General features: G+C 62.3%; 23 protein-coding genes and 2 pseudogenes. 15 read left to right on the top strand and 10 right to left on the bottom strand.

Translation table 11 applies throughout. The annotated features are described in order from the left end of the window. Nucleotides 1-145: 145 nt before the first annotated feature. The gene (locus ACTJLC_RS15225; protein ID WP_440844452.1) at nucleotides 146-1,201 is read left to right on the top strand and encodes a LacI family DNA-binding transcriptional regulator; all 1,056 of its coding nucleotides are present in this window, start codon (nucleotides 146-148) and stop codon (nucleotides 1,199-1,201) included. Between the two features lie 602 nt (nucleotides 1,202-1,803). After that, a complete protein-coding gene (locus tag ACTJLC_RS15220) occupies nucleotides 1,804-2,277 on the top strand; it encodes an Lrp/AsnC family transcriptional regulator (RefSeq protein ID WP_440844450.1) in 474 nt (157 codons plus the stop codon). 9 nt (nucleotides 2,278-2,286) lie between these two features. Here the strand turns inward: ACTJLC_RS15220 and ACTJLC_RS15215 are convergent. Then, nucleotides 2,287-3,524, bottom strand: a pseudogene (locus tag ACTJLC_RS15215) (YbfB/YjiJ family MFS transporter). A 404-nt stretch (nucleotides 3,525-3,928) separates the two neighbouring features. Here ACTJLC_RS15215 and ACTJLC_RS15210 point away from each other — a divergent pair. After that, nucleotides 3,929-4,408 (top strand): hypothetical protein, encoded by a 480-nt coding sequence (locus ACTJLC_RS15210; protein WP_440844448.1) that lies wholly within the window; start codon nucleotides 3,929-3,931, stop codon nucleotides 4,406-4,408. A 12-nt stretch (nucleotides 4,409-4,420) separates the two neighbouring features. Further along, nucleotides 4,421-5,293 (top strand): hypothetical protein, encoded by an 873-nt coding sequence (locus ACTJLC_RS15205; protein ID WP_440844446.1) that lies wholly within the window; start codon nucleotides 4,421-4,423, stop codon nucleotides 5,291-5,293. Here ACTJLC_RS15205 and ACTJLC_RS15200 read toward each other — a convergent pair. The 5 genes from ACTJLC_RS15200 to ACTJLC_RS15180 all read right to left on the bottom strand — a co-directional run bounded on the left by ACTJLC_RS15200 (nucleotide 5,290) and on the right by ACTJLC_RS15180 (nucleotide 10,572). Next, nucleotides 5,290-5,985 carry a 4'-phosphopantetheinyl transferase family protein gene (locus ACTJLC_RS15200; protein ID WP_310122254.1) on the bottom strand — a complete coding sequence of 232 codons (696 nt, stop codon included), beginning with the start codon at nucleotides 5,983-5,985 and terminating at the stop codon, nucleotides 5,290-5,292. The two genes, ACTJLC_RS15205 and ACTJLC_RS15200, sit on opposite strands and share 4 nt — an antisense overlap. 83 nt (nucleotides 5,986-6,068) lie before the next feature. Further along, nucleotides 6,069-7,397, bottom strand: coding sequence for an MFS transporter (locus ACTJLC_RS15195; RefSeq protein ID WP_440844443.1), 1,329 nt, complete (start codon nucleotides 7,395-7,397; stop codon nucleotides 6,069-6,071). A gap of 183 nt (nucleotides 7,398-7,580) precedes the next feature. After that, nucleotides 7,581-7,817: a DUF2783 domain-containing protein gene (locus ACTJLC_RS15190; RefSeq protein WP_083082100.1), complete on the bottom strand. Its 237-nt coding sequence runs from the start codon at nucleotides 7,815-7,817 to the stop codon at nucleotides 7,581-7,583. Between the two features lie 44 nt (nucleotides 7,818-7,861). After that, nucleotides 7,862-9,571 (bottom strand): FAD-dependent oxidoreductase, encoded by a 1,710-nt coding sequence (locus ACTJLC_RS15185; RefSeq protein WP_440844441.1) that lies wholly within the window; start codon nucleotides 9,569-9,571, stop codon nucleotides 7,862-7,864. 41 nt (nucleotides 9,572-9,612) lie between these two features. Then, nucleotides 9,613-10,572: an MBL fold metallo-hydrolase gene (locus tag ACTJLC_RS15180; protein WP_083082097.1), complete on the bottom strand. Its 960-nt coding sequence runs from the start codon at nucleotides 10,570-10,572 to the stop codon at nucleotides 9,613-9,615. Between the two features lie 235 nt (nucleotides 10,573-10,807). Here ACTJLC_RS15180 and ACTJLC_RS15175 point away from each other — a divergent pair, with 235 nt between their 5' ends. Both ACTJLC_RS15175 and ACTJLC_RS15170 read left to right on the top strand, forming a co-directional pair. After that, complete coding sequence (locus tag ACTJLC_RS15175; protein WP_440844438.1) at nucleotides 10,808-11,707, top strand: IclR family transcriptional regulator; 900 nt, start codon at nucleotides 10,808-10,810, stop codon at nucleotides 11,705-11,707. Then, entirely contained in the window at nucleotides 11,704-12,606 is a 903-nt protein-coding gene (locus ACTJLC_RS15170; RefSeq protein WP_440844436.1) for an IclR family transcriptional regulator, read from the top strand. The genes ACTJLC_RS15175 and ACTJLC_RS15170 overlap by 4 nt, the downstream gene beginning before the upstream one ends. Before the next feature lie 133 nt (nucleotides 12,607-12,739). Here ACTJLC_RS15170 and ACTJLC_RS15165 read toward each other — a convergent pair whose 3' ends face one another. From ACTJLC_RS15165 to ACTJLC_RS15155, 3 genes are all read right to left on the bottom strand, one after another. Continuing rightward, nucleotides 12,740-13,603 (bottom strand): MurR/RpiR family transcriptional regulator, encoded by an 864-nt coding sequence (locus ACTJLC_RS15165; RefSeq protein WP_073428761.1) that lies wholly within the window; start codon nucleotides 13,601-13,603, stop codon nucleotides 12,740-12,742. A 94-nt stretch (nucleotides 13,604-13,697) separates the two neighbouring features. After that, nucleotides 13,698-14,780, bottom strand: a complete 1,083-nt coding sequence (locus ACTJLC_RS15160) for an ABC transporter ATP-binding protein (RefSeq protein WP_083082061.1) — start codon at nucleotides 14,778-14,780, stop codon at nucleotides 13,698-13,700. A 63-nt stretch (nucleotides 14,781-14,843) separates the two neighbouring features. Then, the gene (locus tag ACTJLC_RS15155) at nucleotides 14,844-15,617 is read right to left on the bottom strand and encodes an SDR family oxidoreductase (protein ID WP_440844434.1); all 774 of its coding nucleotides are present in this window, start codon (nucleotides 15,615-15,617) and stop codon (nucleotides 14,844-14,846) included. A gap of 484 nt (nucleotides 15,618-16,101) precedes the next feature. On the opposite strand from ACTJLC_RS15155, the gene ACTJLC_RS15150 reads away from it, so the two are divergent. From ACTJLC_RS15150 to ACTJLC_RS15120, 7 genes and pseudogenes are all read left to right on the top strand, one after another. Then, on the top strand, nucleotides 16,102-17,334 hold the full coding sequence (locus tag ACTJLC_RS15150; protein WP_310122238.1) for an ABC transporter substrate-binding protein: 1,233 nt from the start codon (nucleotides 16,102-16,104) through the stop codon (nucleotides 17,332-17,334). Between the two features lie 163 nt (nucleotides 17,335-17,497). Then, nucleotides 17,498-18,388, top strand: a complete 891-nt coding sequence (locus tag ACTJLC_RS15145; RefSeq protein ID WP_310122236.1) for a carbohydrate ABC transporter permease — start codon at nucleotides 17,498-17,500, stop codon at nucleotides 18,386-18,388. Beyond that, nucleotides 18,385-19,236 carry a carbohydrate ABC transporter permease gene (locus tag ACTJLC_RS15140; RefSeq protein ID WP_440844431.1) on the top strand — a complete coding sequence of 284 codons (852 nt, stop codon included), beginning with the start codon at nucleotides 18,385-18,387 and terminating at the stop codon, nucleotides 19,234-19,236. The genes ACTJLC_RS15145 and ACTJLC_RS15140 overlap by 4 nt, the downstream gene beginning before the upstream one ends. A 693-nt stretch (nucleotides 19,237-19,929) precedes the next feature. Then, nucleotides 19,930-20,400: a hypothetical protein gene (locus ACTJLC_RS15135; protein WP_073428769.1), complete on the top strand. Its 471-nt coding sequence runs from the start codon at nucleotides 19,930-19,932 to the stop codon at nucleotides 20,398-20,400. A 276-nt stretch (nucleotides 20,401-20,676) separates the two neighbouring features. Continuing rightward, nucleotides 20,677-21,566 (top strand): annotated as a pseudogene (locus tag ACTJLC_RS15130) (LysR family transcriptional regulator). Between the two features lie 164 nt (nucleotides 21,567-21,730). Next, nucleotides 21,731-22,897, top strand: coding sequence for a CaiB/BaiF CoA transferase family protein (locus tag ACTJLC_RS15125; RefSeq protein WP_440844429.1), 1,167 nt, complete (start codon nucleotides 21,731-21,733; stop codon nucleotides 22,895-22,897). Further along, nucleotides 22,894-23,655 carry an enoyl-CoA hydratase gene (locus tag ACTJLC_RS15120; RefSeq protein ID WP_310133940.1) on the top strand — a complete coding sequence of 254 codons (762 nt, stop codon included), beginning with the start codon at nucleotides 22,894-22,896 and terminating at the stop codon, nucleotides 23,653-23,655. Before ACTJLC_RS15125 ends, ACTJLC_RS15120 begins: the two co-directional genes overlap by 4 nt. Here ACTJLC_RS15120 and ACTJLC_RS15115 read toward each other — a convergent pair. After that, a complete protein-coding gene (locus tag ACTJLC_RS15115; RefSeq protein ID WP_310122225.1) occupies nucleotides 23,633-24,226 on the bottom strand; it encodes a nucleoside 2-deoxyribosyltransferase in 594 nt (197 codons plus the stop codon). The genes ACTJLC_RS15120 and ACTJLC_RS15115 overlap by 23 nt on opposite strands. 191 nt (nucleotides 24,227-24,417) lie before the next feature. Here ACTJLC_RS15115 and ACTJLC_RS15110 point away from each other — a divergent pair, with 191 nt between their 5' ends. Both ACTJLC_RS15110 and ACTJLC_RS15105 read left to right on the top strand, forming a co-directional pair. Continuing rightward, complete coding sequence (locus ACTJLC_RS15110; RefSeq protein WP_310133938.1) at nucleotides 24,418-24,852, top strand: YeeE/YedE family protein; 435 nt, start codon at nucleotides 24,418-24,420, stop codon at nucleotides 24,850-24,852. A 1-nt stretch (nucleotide 24,853) separates the two neighbouring features. Then, nucleotides 24,854-25,288: a YeeE/YedE family protein gene (locus ACTJLC_RS15105; protein WP_154872353.1), complete on the top strand. Its 435-nt coding sequence runs from the start codon at nucleotides 24,854-24,856 to the stop codon at nucleotides 25,286-25,288. Nucleotides 25,289-25,462 lie beyond the last annotated feature (174 nt).

The raw sequence follows: 25,462 nt of genomic DNA, 5'->3' as shown, positions 1-25,462 counted from the left end.
ACCCTCATCGCTTTGAACAACGCCTTGATTTCCTGTCGCTGGTGTTGAGTCGTCGCGTGATAGCTGCAAGACTAGGCGTGCGCGGCAACCGCTGTCAAACCGCGAACTTGATGTTTTTTGATGGACTCCCCTGCGAAGGACTGCCATGTCCGAACCGCTTCACCTCACCGCCGCCGCGCGCGCCCGCATTCCCGACATTGCGCGCGCCGCCGGTGTGTCGACCGCCACCGTGGATCGTGTGCTCAATGGCCGCGAAGGCGTGCGCGCCGTCACCGCGCAACGCGTGATGCACGCGGCCGCGCAACTCGGCTATCTGCTCGCGCCTGGCGCGCCTGCCGCGTCCGCTTCCAAACCGATGCGTATAGCGTTTCTGCTGCCTGCCGGCACCAATCGCTACTTGCGCATGCTCGGCGACTATATCGACTTCGCTCACGCTCAGTGGAACGCGTTGGACATGAAGTGCCGGGTGCATTACGTCGAGAGTTTCAATCCGAAGGAACTGGCCGACCGTCTGCTGCATTACGGACAACGCGCGGACGGCGTGGTGTTCATGGCGCTCGAGCATCCCGTGGTGCGCGACGCGGTGAATGCGCTCGCGGACCAGGGCGTGCCGGCGATCACGTTGATTTCGGATCTATCGAATGCGCGGCGGCTCGCTTATGTGGACATCGACAATCGTTCCGCCGGACGCACGGCCGCGTTGCTGCTGGGGCGTTTCATGGGGCCGCGGCCGAGCGGCAAGATTGCGATGCTTGCTGGCAGCCTCAACTATCGCGGGCATGAAGAACGCGAGATCGGCTTTCTGCATCTGATCGAATCGACCTTTCCGCAAGTGCGCGTGATCGGACTGCGCGAAGGACACGACGACAGCGAGCGCAACTACATGCAGACGCGCAAGCTATTGGAGCAGCATCCCGATCTCGCCGGCATTTACAACAGCGGCGGGGGATCGGATGGCGTTGCGCGCGCAATTGTCGAAGCGCGTTCCGAGCAGAAGATTCTGTTCGTCGGTCACGGCTTGACGCCCGATACGCGAGCGCTATTGATCGACGGAACGATGGACGCGTTGATCACGCAAACGCCGCAAGCGATGGTGGGAAATTGTCTGCGGATTTTCCGCAACGTGCGGGACAAACGCGATGCAATGAGCGATGTGAAGCCGGTGCAATTCAGTATTGTTCTACGGGAGAATTTGCCTTGAGGTGCGAGGCTCTCTCTTCTTGTACGAGAAGGGTTTGTGGGCGCGCCTATGTCGGGCACGACAGATGCTGAATTACGAGCGTCTTCAAACTTCCACAAGGAGAACCATCATGCCTTATCTACTCGGCTGGCTTCTCGGCGTTCCGCTGATCGTACTGGTGATCCTGTACCTCATTTTCCATTAACGCTCGACCCACGCAGTGGGTCCGAAGAGGGTCCTGGCGCGGCGCCACGTCTTTACGTCGCCGCGCATTTCTCGACGTCCGCATGCGGGCGTTTCTTCTCCTGTTTCCTTCCGCATACAGCGGCGAGGAACATGCGTCCATGCCCGGCGAGCGCCGTCTTCAGGCGAGGGTCGATGCCGGAATTCGCCCGCGTGCCGCCTTGGGTAAAAGCAGCGAGAACACCGGAGCGCGGCTTGTGGCCGCGACGCCGCAGGCTTGTCGCCTTGCGGACCAGTTGGTTGTTCCGAGCACGAATGCACCCTGAAAATATACCTGGACGCGGGCTGGATAGGCTTCTTAAAGCAGTTGACGCATCGGCGGGTATTGGAATGATCTTCCGCTAGAATGGCGTTTATCAGAACAAGCTTCCGAAAATGCCATGAGCGCCCGTAATCGTCCACTGGATAACCAGGATCGAAAGATCATGCGCGAGCTGCAGAAGAACGCGCGCCTGAGCAATGCCGAACTCGCGGAACTGGTCGGCATGTCGACCACCGCGTGCTGGAATCGCACGCGTCAACTGGAAACCGAGGGGTATATCCGCGGCTATGTCGCGTTGCTCGATCAGCAGAAGCTCGGTTTCGCGGACGTGGTGCTGCTGGAGGTCACGCTCGATCGCCACGACGATGACGCCCTCGCCCGCTTCGGCGCCGAACTGGCGACGCTGACTGAAGTGCTCGAAGCGTATCTCGTCTCGGGCGACTACGACTATCTGGTGAAAGTGGCGGTCGACGGCACAGCGGGCTATGAGCGCTTTCTGCGCGAGAAGCTCTACAAGATCGCCGGCATTCGTCACAGCCGCTCGATGTTCGCGCTGCGCTGCATGAAGAGCATTCCTTCGGTGCAGGTTTGAAATGACGGCTCACACTTCACGCAACGGCTTTTGACACGCGGCGAGCACCGCGCCGGCCGCGAGCAGCAGCGCGGAATAGATCAAACCGCGCGCGAGGCCCGCGCCATCCGATACCCAACCGATCACCATCGGCCCGACGATCTGTCCGAACGCGAACACGATCGTGAATGCGCTAATGCCCTTGGCCCAGTGACTCGCGGGCAGATTGTGGCGCACGAAAGCCGTGGTCGATGCAACGGCCGAGAGAAACGTCGCGCCGAACAGCACGCCCGAGACGAACGCCACCCACGGCTGCGCGAACAGCGCGGGCAACAGCGTCGCTATCGCGAGCAGTGCGTTGAGCAGCGCGAGCGCCTGGCCGCCGCGCATGCGGTCCAGCAAGCCCGACCATACGCGTGCCGAGACCACCGTCGCCACGCCGAGCAGCAGATAGAAGCCGGTCACGACCGACGCGCTCATGCCCGCGTTGCGCAGGAGCGCCACGATGAAGGTCATGTAGCCGATATAGCCGACGCCGAACAACGTGTAGCCCGCGAGCGCCGCAATGAAGCGCGGCCAACGCGGCGCATCCGCGGCGTTGGCCGACCGCGCTGCCGTATGCACTGTCGCGTGCACGCTTTCGATTTTTTTGGCCGCGCCTATCGCCACGATCGAGAACGCCATGCACGCCGCGGCCAGCGCGAACCAGGCGAACTGCCAGCCGTGCGCGACGTTGAAGATCGTCAGCGGTACGAGCAGCGATGAAGCCACGATGCCCCATCCCGTGCCGCCGTAATACAAGCCGAGGACGAACCCCGCATCGCGTGGTCTCGCCGATGCGAGCCGCGCCGCCAGCACGCCGCCGCTAATGAAAATCGCCGCGCTGCTTGCGCCGGTGATCACGCGCAAGGCGAGCAGCGAATGCGTATCGGCGAGCAGGCCGCTGCACGCCATCAGCAACGCCGTGGCGATGCAACCGGCGCCGAATAATGCGCCGGCCGACCAGCGGCGCGCAAGCCGTGGAAAAGCCAGCCCCCGCCGAGCAGATAGCCGAGCGCATTGGCCGTGTTCATCGCGCCGGCTTCGGCGAAGCTCCAGCCGAGGTCGAGTTTCATCGACGGCAACAGCAGTGCGTACGCGAAGCGGGCGAACCCGAGCGCGATCGCGCTGCCGAGCGATAGCGCGGCGGCGAGCGCCAGCGTCGGCAGACGTTGGGCCGTTTCGATGGCGGTGGAGGTCGATGCGGTGTCGATTGATTTTGTCGGCATTGGCTGGCGCGATAGACAACGATTGTCTGCAGACCGATTGCGGCGGGCGTGTGGAACGGCCGCTTCGTCATCATATCCGTGGACGCCTGGCGGGGCTGACAGTTAGTTGCAGGGCAACGAGCCGTCGAACACCCTCCAAATGAGAATGATTTGCATCTAGACGCAAATTACTCCATCATGAAGCCCTTGCCGCAAACCGAACACACGAATTCATGACCACGCCGAACGTCAGCCGCGCCGAGGCCGAACGCCTACGCCGCGCAATTGCAGCGGTAGCCGCAAGCAGTTGAACAGAGGCCGCGTCATCGCCTATCCGTCGCACGCAACAAGCGCTGGCCTGCGACGCGGCACTCATCCGCTCAGGCCGGCGCGACGCATTGGACCGTGTCCATTCAGGAGCATCGATGAACTTCCGCTCTCACTACAGCAGCCGTCCCGAACTGATCGACGATCATCCGGCCGACAGCACCAACGCCCCCGACCGCACGGTCCTCAGCGCGGTACGCACATGGCTTCGGCCGGCTTGCGAAACCGCGCGCGGCGGCGTGCACTGGCGCGACATTCTGAGCGGCGCGGGCTTGCGGCAAGACGGCATCGAACACTTCGACCTGCTGATGCGTTCGCTGATGCATGTGTCGTATCGTCCGCTCGACATGCGCTGCCGCTGCGCGAGCGACCTCGGCAAGGACGAAGCCGTGATTCTGCAAACCATCGCGCTGCTGCAAAAAACGCATAGCGGAGCCGCGTTGCGCATGCTGAGCGAGTGGCTGCCTGGGCCTGCCGTCAGCGGCGTGTTGAAGCTGATCCGCTGGTTCGCGATCGATCTGCTCGACGCCGGCGTGGAACTCGACGTGCAAGCGCGCCGCGTCACGTATATGCATTGAGGAGCGGAGCGCATGCCGTTGGAACTGGAATCGGAATTAGCGTCCGCGGCGCCGCCCGTGTCGAAGCATGCGCGGGACGCCGACAGCGGCAACCCACGCGCGGCCGACGTGGACGAGGCGTCCGCCGATGCCAGCATCGAACGCATCGCGCAGCCCGCGCGAATCGCTCGCGTCATCGCCTCCGCGGCCGCGCCCGCATTCGTATCGCACCCGCTGACGCGCCACTATCCGCGCAGCCTTGCCGCGCCGCACGCGGGCGAGCTGCATTTGTGGCGATTCCGCTGTGAATGGCTGCCCGTGCCGGTGCAGGAAGGCGACAGTTGGCTCTCGAAGACCGAGCGCGAGCGCGCGCGGCTGCATCCGAACGCCGCGCTGCGCAAACGCTTTATCGTCGCGCGCGTGGTGGCGCGCTGGATCGTCGGGAATCTGTTCGACTGCGAGCCTCGCAGCATCGATCTCCTGGACGACGGCGAAGAGAAGCTGCGCGCGCGTCATCCGCATGATGGCCGCGGCATCGTCATCGATATTGCGTATGGCGGTATCTGGATCGTCGTCGGCATTGCGTCGACGGCGCTGGGACTGAGCGTGATCGCGCCGTCGCCTGGCAAGGCGATTGGCGAGCTGCCCGAAGCCTCACGCCGACACGTGCGCTACAGCAGCCTGTGCAATGCGTTGCGCCATGCGCCCGTCGATCTGGATGCGGACCTGCTCCTGAGCGATGCCACAGCGCACGCGTTCGATCTCGCGGAGCATGGCCGCTGGCATGTGCTCGATCTGCCGATGCCCGGCAAGATTCGCGCGGCGGTCGCGCTCGCGCAACCAGTCACGCAGGTGCATACCTTTGGCTGGCCGAAGGCTTCGGCGTTCGATCCGGCGAGCGCCTAGCCGCGCGTTTTCGTCGACCACGCCACGCACGCGGCATATCCATCCGGCGCCGCGATCCAGCATGCGGCGATCTCGCGCATGTCGTCCGCAATCCGGTTGCGCAGCGTCACTTGAGTACGCTCGCGCGGCAACACCGTCAAATGCTGCAACCCGCGCGTGACGCCCACGCCCGTCGTTTTCACGAGCGCTTCTTTCGCGACCCAGGCGTCGTAAAAGGCGTCGATCTGCTGGCTCATGTCCAGACGCTCGATCCATGCGGCCTCGTCCGGCGCGAGCGTCAACGACGCAATCGAACGCCAATCGAATTCATCGCTGCGCTGCTCGATGTCCACGCCGACGCGCCGAACCGCCGACATCGCGATGAGCCCATGCGCGCCCGCATGCGATACGTTGAAGTCGTACGCATTGGAATCCGCGAGACGGGGACGGTGGTTTGCATCGGGCGTAAAACGGACGGCGTTAGCCGCGATGCCGAGCCGCGGCGCAAGTTGCTCACGCAGCGCGACGCGAACGCTCGCAAAGCGCAACGCATCCTCATGGCGGCGGAAGTTGCCGGCACGCGCGCGCTCGTCGCCGCTGAGCGGCGCGAAGGCCGCGTCATCCAGCGACGCGGCGAAAGCGAAATCGACCCGCCACAACATCATGTCGGACGGGCCCTCGTGCGGCAATGGAACAGCTTCGATCGAATACATCGCAAAGGTTCGGACGTGATACACGCGCTCGCAAGGCAATAATCGCGACTCTACCCGAACTGACGCCCGAAGCCACTCGATCTTTAGATGCGCTTCATCTCCTTCGGCACGCCGATCAGCAATGCAGCGCCGCTGACGAACAGCAACGCGGTCAACACATAAAGCGCGTTATCCATGCTGCCGGTGTGCGTCTTGATGAGACCGATCACCCAAGGGCTCACGATGCCGCTCGTAATGCCGATGCTGCTGATCAACGCAATCCCGGCCGCGGCCACGGTGCCCGACAGATAGCTCGACGGCACCGTCCAGAAGATCGGCAGCGCGGCGAAGATCAACACCGCGGCCAGCGAGAGAATCGCGAGCATCGCCGGGAAGCTGCTCAGATGCAGCGTCAACAGCGAGAGTGCGATGCCACCGCCGATCGTGCACGCCGCAAAATGGCGGCGGCGTTCGCCGCGGCGATCCGAGTGACGCGCAATCAGAATCAGCCCCACCGCGCCGACAGCGTTCGGAACCACGCTATACAGGCTGATCGCCAATACGTCGTGAATGCCGAAGTCGCGAATCATCAGCGGCATCCAGAAGCTCAGCGTCAACGACGCACACGTCAGCGAGAAATAGATGAACGCGAACAGATAAACCCGCGGATTGCGCAGCGCCTGCATGAGCGCACGCGACGAATGCGCGTCGGAGAAGGGCCGGCGGTCTTCGTCGCGTTGCGCGATCAGTTGCGCTTTTTCGTCGGCGTTGAGCCAGCTTGCGTGCTGCGGGCCGTCCACCAGATAGAACGCCGCGATCAGACCCAGCACGATGGCGGGCGCACCTTCGATGATGAACATCCACTGCCAGCCGAACATGCCCCACACGCCGCCCATGTCGCGCATGATCCAGCCGGACACCAGTCCGCCGAGCACGCCGGCCACCGCGACGCCCGCGAAGAAGATCGACAGCACCGCCGCACGCCTGCGCGCCGGATACCAGTAAGTCAGATACAGCACGATGCCGGGAAAGAAGCCCGCTTCGAATACGCCCAGCATGAAGCGCAGCAAATAGAAGTGCGCGGGCTTCGACACCAGCATCATGCCGACCGACGCGACGCCCCACAGCAGCATGATCCGCGTGAACGTGCGGCGCGCGCCGAAACGCGCGAGCAGCAAATTGCTCGGCACTTCACAGAGGACGTAGCCGACGTAGAACACCGCCGCGCCGAGACCGTACATTGCGTCGCTAAAACCGAGGTCGTGCTTCATCTGCAATTGCGCGAAGCCGATATTGATGCGGTCGAGAAACGACACCACGTAGCAGACGAATAGAAACGGAATGATCCGCAGCGAGACCTTGCGATACAGCAGATCGTCGTGCGCAGCAGCGGATGCGCCCGGCTTGAGCGCGGGGGCGAGGGATTGGCTCATCGGTTATCTCCAAACGTGAGGGTCCAACGGACCCGCTGGGTCCGGCGTCTTGATGCGCCGCGTTGTGTCTTCTGCTGGAACGGCAGGCGTTGGCGCGGATGCGCAGCGCTGCCGCGGTGGAATGCGCGTGAGCTTTGGAATAGCCACGCGCGTGCTTGCGCTCCTGGTCGCTACGTTGCCGGTTTACGCCGCCAAGGGATGCGCTTCGCCGCCGCGCGGCGACGTGTCTGCCGCGCCTTCGTGCGCGTAACGCATGGCTTCGAGCAGCGTCGCGTGATCGCCGATATGGTTGGCGAGCAACAGGATCAGTTGCGCATTGGCCGACTGGCTCTGCGCGTCGTCCAGATCGCGATGCATGTCGATCAGCGCCTCGTAGAAATCGTCGGGGCGTTCGAGATTGGGTCGCGTGTTCAGTGCCATGTTCGTCTCCTGCTATTTTCTATTCGTGCTTTTGCGTGCTGTTTTCAGGCGGTGCCTTCGACGCACAATGCGCGCTTCAATGCATGCGCCACGGCGTCCACGTCGAGTTGCCGCCAACGCGCGCAGACGTGCTGGTCCGGGCGGATCAGATAGAACGTGCCGGGTTTCGCGTCGTAGCGCGCGCTTGCAAGACCTTCGGCGTCGTGCACGATTTGCACGCCGGTGGAGGACGCGGCCTTTGCATTGCCGCTCGTCACTACAACGAGCTTCAACGGAATCGGACTCGCGTGCAACGCATCCAACGCGGCCTGCGTCGCGTGATCGATGCCTTGCTCACCGCGGAACAACACGCCGGTGAACTGCTGGCCGAGTTGCTGCAACAGCCACGCCGGTTGTCCTTCCTGCTGCACAGGCGCATCGACGCACGACGCGCCCGGCACCATCGCGCCTTCGAAGCTGTCGCTGTCCGCGGTATTCAGCGGGGAATCGCGCAACACCGCCGGCACGGAGAGCCGGCCGCTATTCGTCAACTGCCGCGCAAACGGATGATGGCGCGAGAGCTTCAGCACGGCGTCGCGGAACACGCGGCTCACCGGGCTTTTCGGCGTAATGAAATCGGTTGAGCGCGTGGAGTTGCGGATGTTCTCGTCGGCGGCGAATTCGCGCTCGCTTGCATAGGTATCGAGCAAGGTGTCCGGCGCTTTGCCTTCGAGCACCATCGCCAGTTTCCAGGCGAGATTTTCGGCATCCTGCACGCCGCTATTCGCGCCGCGCGCGCCGAACGGCGACACGCCATGCGCGGAATCGCCCGCGAACAGCACGTTGCCGTGCCGGAAACGCTCCATGCGCAAGCACGAAAACGTATAGACGCTCACCCATTCCAGTTCGAACTTCGCGTCCGGTCCGAGCAAGGCGCGCACGCGCGGAATCACGCGCTCCGGCGTTTTTTCCAGCACAGGGTCGGCGTCCCAGCCGAGCTGGAAATCGATCCGCCACACATTGTCCGGTTGACGATGCAACAAGACCGACTGATTCGGATGAAACGGCGGATCGAACCAGAACCAGCGCTCGGTCGGAAAGTCCGCTTCCATTTTGACGTCGGCAATCAGGAAGCGGTCTTTGAACGTGACGCCCTTGCTGTCGAGTCCCAGCAGATTGCGGATTGGACTGCGCGAACCGTCGGCGGCGACGACATAACGGCCGCGCAGATCATATGGACCGTCGGGTGTGTCGACAGTCAGCGTCACGCCCGCGTCTCGAGCACCCGGCGCGCCGTTCTGCGCTACACCGACAACCTTGCTCTTCCAGCGGATCTCGATGTTCGGCATTTCCTGCGCGCGTTCGAGCAGGAAACCTTCGACGTAATACTGTTGAAGGTTGATGAACGCGGGCCGATTGTGACCCGCCTCCGGTTGCAGATTGAACGTGTACACCAGTTCGTCTTTCAGGAACACTTTGCCGACATTCCAGCTAATGCCCTTGTCCACCATGCGCTGACCGCAGCCCAGGCGATCGAAGATATCGAGCGAGCGCTTCGAGAAACAGATCGCCCGCGAGCCGGTGGACAGCGAGCAATCGTCGTCGACCAGCACGACCGGCACGCCCTGCTGCGCGAGGTCGATCGCGGTGGCGAGACCCACCGGGCCCGCGCCGACCACGATCACGGGATAGGCCGCCTGGTCCGCGCCGCCGCGCTCGGACTGCTCGCGGCACGGCTTGTATTCGAACGACAGCGTCTGGTAGTTGGTGCTCATGTTGTGTCTCCGTCCTTCTCTACTCTGGTGCGCTTTTCTTATCAGGCTTGCAGCGCGTCCCACATTTCCTTGTCGCGCTGCGCGGTCCAGATGCGCGGATGCGTGATGCCGCTGGCTTCGTCGAACGCACGCGAGACGTCGAACGGCAGGCAATGCTCATAGATGAACACATGGCCGAACTTCGGATCCATCGCCTTGCGCGTGTGCGCCATCGCGGCCTTCAGATCGAGCTTCTGTTCGACGGCTTCACGGCCCTGTTGCAGCAGCGTGGTGACGAAGTCCTTCGTGTAATCGAGGCCTTTGTCGACGTCTTCCGGCGTGGTCAGCGCGGGGCCGCGGCCCGGCACCAGCTTGTCCGCTTTCAGCGCGCGCAGCGCTTCGAGCGTAGCCGGCCATTGTTCGAGCTGTGCGTCGCCGCAATAACACGCCGCGTCGTATTCCACCAGGTCACCGGAGAACAGCACCTTCTGCGACGGCAGCCACACCACCGTATCGCCCTTCGTATGACCGGCGCCCAGATGCGCGATGCGCACTTCGAGCTTGCCGAGGAACAGCGTCATTTCCTTTTCGAACACGAGCGTCGGCCACGTCAAACCGGGCACCGTTTCGACGCCGGCGAACAAACGCGGGAAGCGTTCGATTTCCGACTTCATATCCGCTTCGCCGCGCTCGACGATCATTTCGTAGGTGCCGCGGCTCGCGATCACCTCTTGCGCGCCTTCCTTGAAATACGCGGAGGCGCCGAGCACGCGCACCGCGTGGTAATGCGAGAGCACGACGTATTTGATCGGTTTATCCGTGACGCTGCGGATGCGGGCGATGAGGTCTTGCGCCATCGCCGGCGTGGCGGTGGTGTCGACGATCAGCACGCCGTCGTCGCCGATGATCACGCCGGAATTCGGATCGCCCTCGGCGGTGTACGCGTAGGCGTTCTCGGACAGTTGCGTCCACGTGACTTTCTTGACTTCCAGATCGGCCTGGGATGCGAATGCCTTTGCCATGCTTGTCTCCCTCGAGAATTGGATATGAGGCGAGACGGCCGACCGCGCGCGACTGCGCTGGCTGCGGTATTGGAGGATTGTCTCGCCCCGTTTTGACTCTGTGACTGCGCCGGTATGTCGGGGTGAATGCATCTTATGGCTGCGTCCGTTTATTTGTCAATAGCGAAGCGTATTGCCATACGCAAATTCATCGAGGACTAAGATGAGGACAGGAAGACGCACGCCTTCGGTTAACATGAACCCTTTTTCACAGACGAGCTCGGGTGTGAGCAAAGCAGCGAAACCAGCCACCGGCAAAAACGCCGGCGGCAACGAGACGGCGGACGGCGGCAAGACGCAGCGCGGCATTCAGAGCGTCGAGGTCGGTGGCCGCGTGTTGCTGGCGCTCGCGCAGGCGCGCGGTCCGCTGGCGTTGTCGGATCTCGCCGCCGCCGCACAGATCGCGCCGGGGCAGGCGCATGCGTATCTGGTGAGTTTGAGCCGCTTAGGTCTGATCAAACGCGATGAGTTATCCGGCCGATACGAACCGGGGCCGCTTTCCTTGCGGCTCGGTTTGCTGCATCTGGAGAGTCAGCCGGCGTTTCGCGCCGCCGTGCCGCGCGTGGCGGCGTTGGCCGAAGCGATCGGCTTGAGCGTCGCGATTTGCATTGCGGGACCGCAAGGGCCGACCATCGTTCGCTATGAACATGCGGGGTTTCCGTTGCACGTGAATCTGCATGTGGGCACGGTGATGTCGCTGCCGGCCACGTCGACGGGTCGCGTGTTTTGCGCTTATCTGCCGCGCGAGGCGGTTGAGGCGATGTGGGCGAATCAGTCGGGCGGGGCGTCGTCGGGAAAGATCGCGGCCATGATGCCGGCCAATGAACGCGCCGCTTTCGAGGCCACGCTGGCCGCGATTCGCACGCGCGGGCTGGAAACCAGCGTGAATGCGCCGAGTCCGGGCATCAGCAGTTTGAGTGCGCCGGTGCTGGATACCGACAGCCGCTTATCCCTCGCGTTGACCGTGATCGGCTCGACCGGCGCGATGGACGTCGCCGCCGATGGTGCGATCGCTCGCGCGTTGCTCGCCGCGGCTCATGACATCGGCGCCGAGTTGGCGGCAGCGCCTTCCTTGTTGGCTACTTCCGCATCGTGACTGATACTCTCGACACTTCGCACACCGCCGCCGCTTCCACGGATACGAAACCGCAGCGCGGCATTCAATCGCTCGATAGCACGGGCGAGCTGCTCGCGGCGCTGGTCGCGGCCGCGCGGCCCTTGACCTTGCGCGACCTGGCGGCCGCTGCGGGCATGCCGCCGGCGAAGGCGTTTCCGCATCTGGTGAGTCTGCTGAAAATCGGCTTGCTCGATCGCGATGCGGCGGGCTGTTTCCAGGCGGGGCCGCTTGCGCTGGAGCTTGGGTTGATCGGCTTGCAACGCTTGTCGCCGACGCGGGAGGCCGAGCCGGAAGTGGTGGAACTGGCGGCGTCGACGGGGATGAGCGTCGCGATGGCGGTGCTCGGTCCGCTCGGGCCAACCGTCGTGCGGCTCGAGGAATCGGCGCGGCCGCTGCATGTGAGCTTGCGGGTCGGCACCGTGATGTCGCTGGTGAATACGGCGATTGGACGCGTGTTCGCGGCCTATGTCGCGGACGATGTGCGCGTTGGGCTGTTGGCGCAGGATCATTTGCGGCTGGCGGGGGCTCAGGCTGCCGAGGTTTTCGTGGGGAAGGTGCTTGACGATCCGGCCGCGCTGAAAGGCGCGGGTCGTAAGAACGCCGCGCCACCGCTGCCGCAGTTGAGCAAAGCTTACGCGCAGCGCCTTGTGCAGATCCGCGCGGACGGCATCGATACTGCTCTCAGCCGACCTGTGCCTGGTATCGATACGCTGGCCGCGCCGGTGTTCGACCATACCGGCAGCATTTGCCTCGTGCTCGCGCTGATGGGGCCGAGCGGCAGCTTCGATAGCGGGCTGGCCGGTGCGCCAGCGCAAACGTTGCGGGCGGCGGCGTTGAGGTTGTCGCGGCGGTTTGGGTGGATGGCGGGGGCGGGGTGAACGCTTGCCAGGCAGGCGGCGGCTGGCGGAAACAATCGTTTTGGCAGTCGAACAATCGAATGGCGTAAACCGCACTCTTCTCACACGGCTGGCTCGCTCATTCCGAACAACCGACTAAACGCCACTCACCGCATCAATCCCCCGCCGCCTCCGGCTCATGCGACGCCAACCGCGCTTTCGCATGCCGCATCTTCTCCAGGGTTTTGGGACCCGCTTTAAGCGCGACGCCGATAGCCAGCGCATCCATGATGCACAAATGCACGAGCCGCGACACGCCCGGCGTGTTCGGATCAATCGGACTCGGCACGCGCAATAACAGCGGAATATCGACCAGCCACGCCAACCGCGAACCGACATTAGTCAGCGCAATCGTGGTCGCCCCACGCTCTTTGGCGATCTGAATGCTTTCATTCACCTCGACGCTGCGCCCCGAATGCGAAATCGCAAAAGCCACATCGCCCGGCTCCATCAGCCCCGCATAAAGCCGCTGCAAATGACCATCGGTAAAAGCCGTCGACGCGATATCGAGCCGCAAGAACCTCAACGCCGCATCCTGCGCAACGAGCCCCGACCCCGAGCCGACGCCAAAGAAAAACACCCGCCGCGCGCTCGACAACGCCGCAATCGCACTCTCGACCACCGCCGGATCGAGCGCAGCTTGCGCATGCGTGATTCCATCGACGGCAGCCTCGCCGACCTTGTCGATCAACGTCTTCACATCGTCGTCACGCGCGACCGCCGTGGACGCATACGGCACCCCGCCCGCCACGCTCTGCGCCAGTTGCATCTTGAAGTCGCGCAAACCATGCGCACCGATCGCGCGACAAAACCGCGTAACGGAAGGCTCGGAAACCTCCGCGCGCTGCGCGAGTTCAGTGATGCTCGCGCGCATCGCGAAGTCGACATCGCTCAGCACCATCTCGGCGACCTTGCGCTCGGCGGGCCGCAGATTAGCCAGTGCGCTGCGGATGTGAGGAATCAAGTTCGGTGCGGACACCCGGTGTTCCTTATGGGTTAAATGAATCCGCGTCGCGTCGCAGCTTCAATCACTTTCATTCGGCTCGAATCATGCTCGAGCGGCAACGCGCGGTTCAGACCAGCCTGCGTCCACTCTGCGTATCGAACAGATGAATATGCTCGGCCGGCAGACGCAGCGTGACGCGCTGACCGGGCTCGACTTTCGAGCGCTGGCGAGTCGTGACGCACCACATGCCGCCGCCTATTTTCCCGTACAAGTGGGTCTCGGCGCCAGTCGGCTCGACGACTTCCACTGCCATCGTGGCGTCCGGCGTTTGCGTCATGGTCTCGATGTGTTCGGGCCGCACTCCGAGCGTGACCTTCGCGCCGACCACCGCCGACGCGGGCGCGCCCTCCAGCACGATCTCGCCGCCGTCGTTCAGTTTCAACGCGAGGCCCTGCCCTTGCGCGCGACGCTCCAGCACGCCTTCGGCGAAATTCATCGACGGCGAACCAAGAAAGCTCGCGACGAACAGGTTCGCCGGATGGTCATACAGTTCCAACGGACGCCCGATCTGCTCGATCCGCCCCGCGTTCATCACGACGATGCGATCGGCCATCGTCATCGCTTCGATCTGGTCGTGCGTGACGTAGATCACCGTGTTCTTCAACCGCTGATGCAGTGCCTTGATTTCCGTGCGCATCTGCACGCGCAATTTCGCGTCGAGATTGGACAGCGGTTCGTCGAACAGGAACAGCGACGGTTCGCGCACCACCGCGCGCCCCATTGCCACACGTTGCCGCTGACCACCGGAAAGCGCACGCGGCAAGCGGTCCAGATAACCGCCGAGGTTCAGCATCTTCGCGGCGGCTTCAATGCGCGGCTTGAAATTCGCCGCCGCTTCCTTGCGAATCCGCGGCCCGAAAGCAATGTTCTCGTAGACCGAAAGATGCGGATAAAGCGCGTAGCTCTGAAACACCATCGAGATATTGCGCTGCTGCGGCGGCAGCGTATTCGCACGCGTGCCGCCGATCATCAGATCGCCGCCGCTGATTTCCTCGAGCCCCGCCACCATGCGCATCAGCGTGCTCTTGCCGCAGCCCGACGGACCGACGAGCACGACGAACTCGCCGTCGTCGATATGCAGATCGATGCCGTGCACCACTTGCGTGTCGCCATAGCGTTTGAAGATGCCGCTCAGTTGCACTGCTGCCATGCTGTCCTCATCGTCGTGCTTCGTTGGTTCCACTTCGCGCGGGGTTCGACGTGCTCAAACCTCTTACAGCGATTCGAGCGTCAGTTCTTCCGCCATCAGACGATTGCCCGCCATCAGGCCGCCGTCGACCGGCAACGCGACGCCGGTAATCACCCGCGCCATCGGCGACGCAAGGAACAACACCGCATCCGCGATATCGTCAGGCGTCGCGAAGTCGCGCAACGGATACCACTTCTTCAGATCCTCGAACACTTGCGGGTTTCGATCGACGCGCGCCTGCCACGCTTGCGTCTTCACCGTGCCCGGACAGACGATATTCGCGCGAATCCCGTAGCGGCCGAGTTCAACCGCGAGCGCCTTTGTGTAACTGATGAGCCCGGCCTTCGCCGCGCTATACGCCGGATGACCGAGCGCGGCCATGCCGTTCACCGAGCCGATCAGCACGAGCGCGCCCTGGCGCCGCTCGATCATCGACGCGCGCACCGCTTCCACCGTGTGATACGTGCCGTTCAGATTCAAATGAATGTCGCGTTGCCAGCTCGCGGCATCGGTTGTGGCGAGCGTGAGCCCTTCCGCGGCGCCCGCGTTGGCGACCAGCACGTCCACCGGACCGCGCGACTTGACCGCGTCGACCACCGCTTGCTGCACCGCGGCGGCGTCGCCGAGATCGGCTGTGATCGGCGTGACGTGCGCCGCGCCGAGTTGCGCGGCCAAGCCGTGAAGCGCGACCGCGTCGATGTCGAGCGCGAGCACCGTATCGCCCTGCTCCACGAAACGCCTGCACAACACGCTGCCGATGCCGCCGCAAGCGCCCGTGACCAACACCACACGATTCATGTCTGCCCTCGCTCCTGATTCGCTGCCGGGGATCGCATCTGGCCTGTAAATTTATTACACACTGACTTTCAATGCGGTTGCCTAGCCATCCCGAAGATTGGGTATCCGTGACTTCGCGCAATACAGAATACCCCTTGGTTTAGAGCATCTTATGCACAAACACGGCTGAGAAGAAATATCGCAGACCCTACGTGACAAGCTATTTTGCGTCCTGTAGGATTTTTTCAAACAATTCAACCGCAGCGGCCGGCGACGGCAGCGGACCACCCCCAACCATCGTTGGATGGACCGGCGTAAGCGTTAAAGCACTAACTCCGATCGACACCGTTGGTTGGGACCGGAGTAAGCGCTCAAGCGCTAACTCCGATCGACACCGTTGGTTGGGACCGGAGTAAGCGCTCAAGCGCTAACTCCGATCGACACCGCTGGTTGGGACCGGAATAAGCGCTAAAGCGCTAACTCCGATCGACACAGGAGAGAGAGAATGTCGTTGCATGCCCGTGCTTCCCTCGCGCTAGGCAAAGTTGCCGTGGCGCTCGCGTTTGCAGGTTTCGCCGTGGCGGCTCATGCCGACACGGTCCGCGTCACCGTCGCGCATTACAGCGACGCCACCGCGCCGTACTTCGAAAAAATGGCCCGCAACTTCGAGAAGGCCAATCCCGGCACGACCATCAAGATCGAAGACGTGAACTGGGACACGCTGCAACAGAAACTCCAAACCGACATTTCCGGTGGCGCCAACGCCGACCTCGCGATCGTCGGCACGCGCTGGCTGCTCGACTTCGTGAAGGACGACGTCGCCGAACCGCTCGACGGCTACATGGACGCGAGCTTCAAGGGCCGCTTCATCGGCCCGTTCCTCGCACCGGGCGAAATCAACGGCAAGGTGTACGGCTTGCCGATCGCCGCATCCGCGCGCGCGCTCTACTACAACAAAGACCTGCTCGCGAAGGTCGGCTATCCCGACGGCCCGAAAACCTGGAACGACGTGATAGAAGCGTCGAAGAAACTGAAGGCTCAAGGCGTTGCCGGCTTCGGCCTGCAAGGCAAGGAAATCGAAACGGACGTCTACTATTACTACGCGCTGTGGACCAACGGCGGCGACGTCGTCGGCAAGGACAGCAAGGCCGCGTTCAATTCGGCGGCCGGCATCAAGGCGGCCACGCTCTATAAGACGATGATCGATCAGGGTCTGACGCAACCGGGCGTGACCGGCTTCAGCCGCGAGGACGTGCAGAACCTGTTCAAGCAGGGCCGCGTCGCGATGATGATCTCCGCGCCGTTCCTCGCGAAGCAGATCAAGAAGGAAGCGCCGAACCTGAAGTACGGCATCGATCCGATTCCGATGGGCACGACGCACGCCACCTATGCGGTGACGGACTCGATCGTGATGTTCAAGAACTCGAAGGTGAAAAAGTCCGCGTGGAAGTTCCTCGACTATCTGTTCACGAAGGAACCGCGCGTGGAGTTCACGACGACCGAAGGCTTCCTGCCGACCACCAAGGCGGAATCGAGCGATCCGGCGTTCAACGATCCTGACACCAAGGCTTTCGTCGCGTTGCTGCCGACGGCCCGCTTCGCACCGACCGTGACCGGCTGGGAAGACACCGCGAAGGCCGTGACCGATGCGATGCAATCGGTCTACCTGGGCAAGGCGAAACCGGCGGATGCGTTGAACGCGGCGGCCACGCAAGCGAACAAGTCGCTCGGTCATTGATCGCTGTGTGTTTGCGCGGTGATTTCTTTGTAAGTTGCTGAACACGAAACGCGCGCCGCCGTTGCGAAGGCGGCGCGCGTTTCGCTCGTATTGCACGAATGCAGTATCCGGCCCATCCCGTCGCGTGCGCTGATTGACGCACGCCTCTTACGATCGAGCACGCATGAGCCGTTCCGCTTCTTCGCGCCTGCAAGCGCCCTGGTTGCTGATTGCGCCGAGCCTGGTGTTGGCGCTGTTCATCATCAGCTATCCGATTTTCAACATCGTGTGGCAATCGCTGCACGAGGTGTCGAGGTTCGGCGCGATTCGCGGCTTCACCGGTCTGCAAAACTTCTACACCGTCTTTACCGATCCCACGTTTCTCTCGGCGGCTCGCCGGACGATTGTCTGGACCGTGTTCGTGGTGGGCGGCACGGTGTTGATTTCGGTGCCGGTTGCGCTGGTGCTGAATCAGGATTTCCATGGACGCGGCGTGGCGCGCACGATCGTGATGCTGCCGTGGTCCGTCTCGCTGACAATGACCGCCGTGGTGTGGCGCTGGTCCTTCAACGATGACTACGGCATGGTCAACGTGACGTTGCAGCGCTTGGGGTTGATCAGCGGGCCGATCCATTGGCTGGCGACGCCGGAGCTCGCGTTTCCCGTGGAGATCGCGGTGGGCATTCTGGTGTCGATTCCCTTTACGGTGACGATTCTGCTGGGCGGGTTGTCGTCGGTGCCGGGCGATATTTACGAAGCGGCGCGCATGGATGGCGCGAGCGCCTGGCAGCAGTTTCGCAAGCTGACGATGCCGCTGTTGCGGCCGTTCATCAACATGGCGATTCTGTTGAACGTGATCTATGTGTTCAACTCGTTTCCGATTATCTGGGTGATGACGCAAGGCGGGCCGGATAACAGCACGCATATTCTCGTCACGTATCTGTATGAGCTAGGATTCCGGCTGGGGCGTCCCGGCGAAGCTGCGGCGGTGTCGCTGATCATGCTCGTCATGCTGTTCGTTTTTTCGATCGCCTATCTGCGCTTGCAGCCCGCGAAAGAAGGAGATCCGACATGAGCCTCAGTTTGAAGACGAAGCGCTCGCTGTGGTGCTGGTTGGCGTTGTCGCCGCTGATTGTGGTGGTGTTGTTTCCGTTTGCCGTGATGTTGTTTACTGCGTTGAAGCCGGCTTCGGAGATCTTTGTTTATCCGGCGCGGTGGTTGCCGGTGCATTGGCAGTGGAGCAATTTTGTCGATATGTGGAAGGCCGCCAACTTTGGTGTGGCTTTGCGGAACAGCACCGTGATCAGTTTGCTGTCGACGTTGCTTGCGCTGGCGGTGAGTTTGCCGTCGGCTTATGCGTTGGCGCGGTTTCCGTTTCGCGGGCGGGGGTTGTATCGACAGTTTCTTCTGGTGACGCAGATGTTGTCGCCGATCTTGCTGGTGGTGGGCCTGTTCCGGCTTGCCGCGATGATTCCTTATGGCGATGGAAATCTGGTTGACTCCAAGATTGGGGTTATCGTTTCTTATGCGGCTTTTAATATCGCGTTTGCTGTTTGGATGTTGTCTTCTTACTTTCAGACTGTGCCGCGAGATCTCGAGGAAGCGGCTTGGCTCGAGGGGTGCGGGAGGACGAGGGCTGTTTTCAAGGTGTTCTTGCCGTTGGCCGTGCCTGCGATTGTCGTTACAGCGATCTTTACTTTTATCAATGCGTGGAATGAGTTTGCTGTTGTTTATACGTTGATTCGGTCGCCGGAGAATAAGACGCTTACCGTGCAAGTGACTGATATGGTCGCGGGGAAGTATGTTGTCGAGTGGCATCTTGTGATGGCCGCCACGCTTTGTGCGACTTTGCCGGTTTCGGTAGTGTTTGCGTGGTTGCAGAGGTATTTGGTTAAGGGGTTGGCGTTGGGAGGGGTGAAGTAGGGATCTTTATTGCCGTGGTTGAAGGTCTCGCGTTTTTCAGCACTTTCGCAAGGCAATGAGGATCCATGCGATGAACAACGCGATGATGAAACTCGCCACGAGCAGCACGCCCACTATTACGTTTTTCATGCCCTTCAACGCCCACGGCGCCGAATAGGCGGAAAAGCGGCGCGAGTAGCCGATAGCCGTTCTCGCTGTATAACCAATCCAGAATCGGGCTGATCCTCGTGATGCCCAAAAGACCGGCACAGTTAGCCGAGGCCAATAGGACGCGCAGCATACCTTTTCTTAGAAACTTGAGAACTAACTGGGATTATTTAAGAAATACGGCATCCGAGCATGCCGTGCTTTTGACGCGAGCCCGCCTCCAATCAAATCCTTATCCAATTAGCCAACCTCAACCATTTGTCCCACCCAGTTGAACATTACCCTCTCACCCTGCTTATAATCACCAAGCCCTCGGAAAACACCAAGGGTCGGGTTTGGAAGCCTGTCTCTGTACCCGCACACCCGTTCAGGCGGGTGTGCGTCTATCCCTGCACGTCTATATTCCAATGGGCGGGCCGTGGTGGGGGAGCCGCGAGGTTCGCCGGTTTGGTGCAGCACCGGTCTTCCAATCCCATCACGTGCCCGCTCACCACCTTAAAGCGAGTGTCGGGCACCCCAAAGCAAGTCAAAAAGGGAGATCGCATCATGACCAAAACCACAAAACAACAACCCGCATCACGCCCGCCAGTCGACGCACTCCAATACGAAAAGCTCGCCCTATCCGCCTTCGACTTATGCGACCGGCAGATGAGCAAACTGGAAACGCTAGTCGCCCTCGCGGCCACGCTCTGTAAAAACCCGGCAATCACCAGCGACGAACGTCGCCGCCAGCGAACCATGCTCGAATTACTCGTCCAAACAGGCGAGCAATACCAGCAGGAACTTGCCTGCGACCGCGAACTTTTTCAGGTCATCGCCCTGGACGCCAAGGGCATCGCTCACACGCGCATCACGGCCGGCCAGGCCACGCGCCTACTCGCGGACGCATCGAAGATAGCGGCGGAAACCCCGGCGCCGGCCAAAACCACGCCACGCAAACGCACGCCCGTCAAAGTCAAAAGCGCGTCGAGCGTGAGCGCGGACATCGCGCGTCAGCCGATCCGACTCAAGCACTAACTCACCACCCGCGCCCAACGTCCCGGACAAACAAACGAAAGAGAAGCGACAAACGCCAATCCGTCCAGACCTCGAGCCGGCGAGAAAACCGCAAAACAGCCCGCGGATCGATACCCCCTTTATCGACGCGGGCTCACCAATGCCCACGCACTCAGCCCAACTCCACCCCCGGCTATCATGTGCAAAACGCGGCATCGCGAAACAACACCCGGCGCGTCCAGCGCCGCAACAAAACCACCCAACGCCCAAGCCCGAAAAGCCACGCCCGGAGCCCCGTTGAAATTCGACACCACCACCGTCCGACTGATCCTCGCCATCGTGGAAGAAGGTAGCATCTCCCGCGCCGCCGACAAGCTCGGCCTCGCGGTAGCGGCCGCCTCCCGCCGCGTGTCGGACCTGGAAGAACAACTCGGCGCCAAGCTATTCAAGCGCGTGCCGCACGGCGTCGAAGTCACGGAATCGGGCGCGAAGCTGCTGCAATACATCCGGCAAATCGACAACCTCATCGACCGCCTCGAAGGCGACGCACAAGCGCTCAATCATGGCCTCGACGGGCGCATCATCATCGGCGCGCCGAAGGCCGTCGTCATCCAGTTTCTGGCGCGCGAGATTGCCGACATTCAGCGCAAGTATCCGGCATCACGTTGAAGATCGTCGAGGAGAACAGCAAGATCGTGCAGCAACTGCTGCGCGACAAAGTAATCGACGTGGGCATCTACGAAAAGAAAAGCGGCTTTCTCGATCTCGCCAAATCGCCGTACAAGGAAGACCGCCTGGTGCTGGTCTATAGCCGCGCGCATTTCCAGTTTCACGACGACCCGGTCGGCATCGACGACATCCTCGACCTTCCCATCGTGAGCCTCGGCAAAGGCTCGGCGGTTCTATCCGCAGTGCAACGCGCGTATCGCAGCCGCGGGCGGCTGTTCCCCGACAATTTCACCGTCAGCGGCTTCGACACCATGCTCGCGATGGTGCGTCATGGCCTCGGCGTCGGCTTGATGCCGCCCGACGTCTTAAGCAGTTTCCATCCCGAGAAAGCGCTTGCAGCGTCGGAACTCCAGGGCGACTGGCACCAGCGCGGCTACGTCCTCTCCTTCGTCGAGGGGCACGCGCAGGAACAGACGCTGCGCAACGTCGTCGCCGAATTGCTCGGCAAACCCGCGTAGTCAACAAGACCCCTCCGGTTTCGCGAGCCACGAAACCAGACATGACCCAGCCATTCTTGCGGCGACCCCGTCACTAGCGGACAGTGAGGCAAAGAGCCGGTGACCACGTCCAGAGCGTGGTCGACCGGTTCACGAAACTCACTGCCCTACGGAGGAACCCCGCAATGAGCGAATCGACGCATCTGCCGCTGCAAGGCATCCGCGTGCTGGACGTGAGCCAGGTCATGGCGGGCCCGTTCGCCTGCATGCTGCTGGCGGACCTGGGCGCGGACGTCATCAAGGTGGAGCCGCCCGAAGGCGATCAGACGCGCGGCGCAATGGGCTTCAAGATGAAGGGGCCCGACAGCCTGGGCTTCCTGAACCTGAACCGCAACAAGCGCTCGGTGACGTTGGACCTCAAGAGCGACAAAGATCGCGAACTCTTCTACAAGCTCGCCAGGACCGCTGACGTCATCATCGAAAACTATCGGCCCGGCGTGGTGCAGCGTCTGCGTATCGATTACGAAACGATCAAGGCAATCAACCCGAAGATCGTCTACGTCAGCATTTCCGGCTTCGGACAAAGCGGGCCGTGGGCCTCGCGCCCCGGCTTCGACCTCATGGCGCAAGCCATGTCCGGCGTCATGAGCGTGACCGGCTACAAGGCCGGCAAACCCGTCAAGGCCGGCGTGCCCGTCGCGGACATCGGCTGCGCGCTGTTCGCGGTGTACGGTCTGTTGTCGGCGTATATCGGCGCGCAGAAAACGGGCGAGGGTCAGCACATCGACGCGTCGCTGTTCGATTCGGTCATGGCCTTCTCGATCTGGGACATGTCGGATTACTGGGGCACCGGCGTGCCGCCGACGCCGCTCGGCACCAGCAACAAGATGAGCGCGCCCTATCAGGCGGTCAAGGCGCGCGACGGCTACTTCGTGATGGGCGCGACGAATCAGAAGCTCTGGACGAAGCTGTGCGAACTGCTTGAGCGCCCGGACCTCATCCATCACGCGGACTATGCAACCGTGTCGTTGCGCCTGAAGAATCGCGAAGCAATGATCGAAGTACTGGAGCACGAATTCGCCAGGCGCGACAGCGCCGACTGGGTCGACGCGATGCTCGCCACCGGCATTCCGGCTGGCCCGATTCTGTCCTATCCCGAGGCGTTCGAAAGCGAGCACGCCAGGCACCGCGGCATGTGCATGGAGATCGACCATCCCAACGAAGGCAAGGTGAAGAACATCGGCTTTGCCGTCAAACTGCTCGGCACGCCGCCGCAAGTGCATCGTCATCCGCCGCTATTGGGCGAGCACAACGACGAGATCTTCGCCGAAATCAACGGGACGGCATCATGAGCGACCTGGTGAAACTCACACTGCATCCGTCAGGCGCGGCGGAGATCGTAATCGACCGCCCCGAGCGGCATAACGCGATGACGCTCGACATGTACGAGTCGCTACTCGCGTCGATCGGCGAGTGCGAACAAACCCGCGACGTGCGCTGCCTTCTGTTTCGCGGCGCGGGCGGCAAGTCTTTTATTTCCGGCACCGACATCGCGTACTTCAAAAACTTCCGCGACGGACGCGATGGCGTCGCCTACGAGGCGTTCGTCGAACGCGTGATCGATACGGTCGAACGCATTGCGATTCCGACGATCGCCGTGATCGACGGATGGGCTGTCGGCGGCGGCCTCGCACTTGCGACCGCGTGCGACTTCCGCCTTTGCACCGACGCCTCGCGCTTCGGCGCGCCGATCGCAAAGACGCTCTCCAACACGCTGTCGTCGCGCAACATCGCACGCTTGCAGGCGGCGCTCGGCGTGCCGCGCGTCAAGAAGATGTTGTTGCTCGCCGATTACCTCACGGCGCAAGAGGCGTCGGCATGCGGCTTTGTCTATGACGTGTGCCCGCAAGACGCATTGCAAGACGCCGCTCATGCGCTCGCGCAGCGGCTCATCGCGCTTTCGCCGGTCACGCAAAAGGCCGTGAAGGAAAGCGTGCGCCGCATCGTCGTTGAACAGCGGCTCGATGACGAAGATCTGATCGAAGAGGTTTACGGCAGCGCCCGGTTCAAGGACGCCGTGATCGCCTTCACGTCGGGATCGCGTTCCTGAAAGCGCCGTACAAGGTCTTCGCGAGCGCGGTCATGTCATCGCCGCCCTCGCGAAGCGATGCAATTTCGGCGCCTCTGCTCAACGTTTCCTCGACTCTGCGCGCGCGATCCCGCGCAATGGCTTCATCAACGGCTTGCGGCAACGCCGACAGTCGATCGATCACGTCGAACTCGCCCAAGCCGGTCAGCATGGGATTGTCGGAACCACCGAGCATCGACCGCGCGTCGGCCTTGAAGAGCACGAGCGGCTTGCCCGCATGCCAGGCGAGCGACGCCTCGACCACCGTGCCCTCGTCGGCCACGCGTCCGTTCAGATTGGCGACGACCACATCGCAGCGCCTAAGCAACTGATACGTGTCGAGACTGAAAATCGCACGGTCGAGAATGCGCGCGGCTTCGTCAGCCGACGCGCCGAGTTTCTCCAGTTCCGGCTTCAGTCTCGCGAACTCCAGGCCGTCGCGATGCGGAAGGAAGGTCGCATAACCCGCGGCTTCCAGCGTGCGGGCGATCGAATCCATTTCCGCGCGCTCGGCGGCATTGAAGAGCGGGCCGGCGCAATAGGCTCGTGGCATCTTCCACGTCTCCTTGAGGGATGATCGAGACCGGCGGCAGGCGGTCCCTTCGAAGACACCGATTATAGGAGCGCACGCGCGCAGCCGACGCCACGTTGACTATGACCGATATCGCCCGTTCGCACCGGCACATTGGAATACACTAGATTGCTTTCCAGCCTCTCCAGCGGCCAATTCAAACGACGCCAGAAATGAACATCGACCTCGCCCACTTCACGCCATTTCCTTCCCTCGTCGGCGGCTTACTGATCGGTTTCTCGGCGGCGCTGCTCGTACTCGGCAACGGCCGCGTTGCAGGTATCAGCGGGATTCTGGGCGGTCTGCTCGACACGACGTCTCGTGATCGCTTGTGGCGTGCCGCATTCGTGCTCGGACTATTCGCCGCACCTTGGGCATTCAAGTTTTTCGCGTCGCTACCGGCGGTCACCATCGCGGCATCGCCGCCCGTGCTGATCGTGGCCGGTCTGCTCGTCGGCATCGGCACGCGCTATGCGTCCGGTTGCACCAGCGGTCATGGCGTATGCGGCCTCTCACGCGGATCGGTGCGATCGCTTGCCGCCACCGCCACGTTCATGGCCGCGGGCTTCCTCACCGTTTTCGTCACCCGTCATCTGCTGGGGTTTTGACATGCTGATTCTCAACGCGCTGCTCGCTGGACTGATATTCGGCGTCGGACTGATCGTTTCGGGCATGGCCAATCCCGCGAAGGTGCTGGGCTTTCTCGACCTCGCCGGCAACTGGGATCCGTCATTGGCGTTCGTCATGGGCGGTGCGATCGCTATCGGCGTGGTGGGTTTCGCGATTGCGCGCCGGCTCAAGCGCAGTGTGTTGGGTGCGCCGATGTCGTTGCCGAAGGCAACGCGTATCGACCGTCGTCTGCTTGCGGGCAGCGCACTGTTCGGCGCGGGTTGGGGGCTGGCGGGTTTCTGCCCTGGCCCCGCGCTTGTGAGCGCGGGCAGTGGCGAGCCCAAGGCGGTGCTGTTCGTCGCCGCCATGCTGGTTGGGATGCAGATTTTTTCTCTGCTTGAGAGACGCTTCGCCGGAACAGAGAAACCGGCCTGAGTACCGTTCGAAGCGCCGCCGCCGTGGGATGGCCGCGACGCGTCAACTATCGGGAGATAGTTCATCGCAACCAACGCATCGTTCCGCTGAATTCTTTTCAAACGAAAACGGTCCGCTGCGAATGCGGAATTCGGAATTCGGTAACGGCAGCGCGTTCGCCCCAACTTGCTGAAC

Origin of the sequence: Paraburkholderia sp. 22099 (genome assembly GCF_052045835.1) — a bacterium.
Lineage (GTDB): Bacteria > Pseudomonadota > Gammaproteobacteria > Burkholderiales > Burkholderiaceae > Paraburkholderia > Paraburkholderia terricola.
This window is presented reverse-complemented; position numbering and strand designations above follow the sequence as displayed.

Bases quoted from the DNA above. Each gene is read 5' to 3' on its own strand.
- ACTJLC_RS15210 (WP_440844448.1), top strand. From the start codon at position 3,929: ATGAACTTCCGCTCTCACTACAGCAGCCGTCCCGAACTGATCGACGAT.
- ACTJLC_RS15205 (WP_440844446.1), top strand. From the start codon at position 4,421: ATGCCGTTGGAACTGGAATCGGAATTAGCGTCCGCGGCGCCGCCCGTG.
- ACTJLC_RS15180 (WP_083082097.1), bottom strand. From the start codon at position 10,572: ATGGCAAAGGCATTCGCATCCCAGGCCGATCTGGAAGTCAAGAAAGTC.
- ACTJLC_RS15185 (WP_440844441.1), bottom strand. From the start codon at position 9,571: ATGAGCACCAACTACCAGACGCTGTCGTTCGAATACAAGCCGTGCCGC.
- ACTJLC_RS15110 (WP_310133938.1), top strand. From the start codon at position 24,418: ATGAACATCGACCTCGCCCACTTCACGCCATTTCCTTCCCTCGTCGGC.
- ACTJLC_RS15135 (WP_073428769.1), top strand. From the start codon at position 19,930: ATGACCAAAACCACAAAACAACAACCCGCATCACGCCCGCCAGTCGAC.
- ACTJLC_RS15105 (WP_154872353.1), top strand. From the start codon at position 24,854: ATGCTGATTCTCAACGCGCTGCTCGCTGGACTGATATTCGGCGTCGGA.
- ACTJLC_RS15175 (WP_440844438.1), top strand. From the start codon at position 10,808: ATGAACCCTTTTTCACAGACGAGCTCGGGTGTGAGCAAAGCAGCGAAA.
- ACTJLC_RS15140 (WP_440844431.1), top strand. From the start codon at position 18,385: ATGAGCCTCAGTTTGAAGACGAAGCGCTCGCTGTGGTGCTGGTTGGCG.
- ACTJLC_RS15150 (WP_310122238.1), top strand. From the start codon at position 16,102: ATGTCGTTGCATGCCCGTGCTTCCCTCGCGCTAGGCAAAGTTGCCGTG.
- ACTJLC_RS15115 (WP_310122225.1), bottom strand. From the start codon at position 24,226: ATGCCACGAGCCTATTGCGCCGGCCCGCTCTTCAATGCCGCCGAGCGC.
- ACTJLC_RS15145 (WP_310122236.1), top strand. From the start codon at position 17,498: ATGAGCCGTTCCGCTTCTTCGCGCCTGCAAGCGCCCTGGTTGCTGATT.
- ACTJLC_RS15120 (WP_310133940.1), top strand. From the start codon at position 22,894: ATGAGCGACCTGGTGAAACTCACACTGCATCCGTCAGGCGCGGCGGAG.
- ACTJLC_RS15125 (WP_440844429.1), top strand. From the start codon at position 21,731: ATGAGCGAATCGACGCATCTGCCGCTGCAAGGCATCCGCGTGCTGGAC.
- ACTJLC_RS15160 (WP_083082061.1), bottom strand. From the start codon at position 14,780: ATGGCAGCAGTGCAACTGAGCGGCATCTTCAAACGCTATGGCGACACG.
- ACTJLC_RS15220 (WP_440844450.1), top strand. From the start codon at position 1,804: ATGAGCGCCCGTAATCGTCCACTGGATAACCAGGATCGAAAGATCATG.
- ACTJLC_RS15225 (WP_440844452.1), top strand. From the start codon at position 146: ATGTCCGAACCGCTTCACCTCACCGCCGCCGCGCGCGCCCGCATTCCC.
- ACTJLC_RS15190 (WP_083082100.1), bottom strand. From the start codon at position 7,817: ATGGCACTGAACACGCGACCCAATCTCGAACGCCCCGACGATTTCTAC.
- ACTJLC_RS15200 (WP_310122254.1), bottom strand. From the start codon at position 5,985: ATGTATTCGATCGAAGCTGTTCCATTGCCGCACGAGGGCCCGTCCGAC.
- ACTJLC_RS15155 (WP_440844434.1), bottom strand. From the start codon at position 15,617: ATGAATCGTGTGGTGTTGGTCACGGGCGCTTGCGGCGGCATCGGCAGC.
- ACTJLC_RS15195 (WP_440844443.1), bottom strand. From the start codon at position 7,397: ATGAGCCAATCCCTCGCCCCCGCGCTCAAGCCGGGCGCATCCGCTGCT.